The organism is Delftia sp. ASV31 (assembly GCF_016428765.1).
GTDB lineage: Bacteria > Pseudomonadota > Gammaproteobacteria > Burkholderiales > Burkholderiaceae_C > Comamonas > Comamonas acidovorans.
Map to the genome: position 1 here is coordinate 1 of NZ_JAELTK010000238.1, position 379 is coordinate 379.

Annotated in this window: 1 protein-coding gene; it reads left to right on the top strand. The window is 66.2% G+C overall.

Features of this window, described 5'->3' with window-relative positions:
- Window positions 1-379: sigma 54-interacting transcriptional regulator (locus JHD82_RS29170; RefSeq protein ID WP_199140393.1), on the top strand; the 379-nt coding region annotated here is incomplete at both ends.

Here is a 379-nt window from a genome sequence, read left to right on the forward strand (position 1 = left end):
ATATCGACGAGATCGGCGATATGCCGCGCGAGACGCAGAACCGCATCCTGCGCGTGCTGGTCGACCAGAATTTCCAGCGCGTCGGCGGCGCGACGCGGGTCCATGTCGACGTCCGCGTCATCTCCTCGTCGAGCCGCGACCTGGCGCAGCTCATCGCCGACGGGCATTTCCGCGAGGACCTCTATCACCGCCTCAGCGTCGTGCCGATCAAGGTGCCGCCGCTGTCGGAGCGACGCGAGGACGTGCCCGAGCTGATCGAGTTCTTCATGGAGCAGATCTCGATCGCGAGCGGCCTGCCCAAGCGCCAGATCGGCAGCGACGCCATGGCCGTGCTGCAGTCGCATGAATGGCCGGGCAACATCCGCGAGCTGCGCAACAA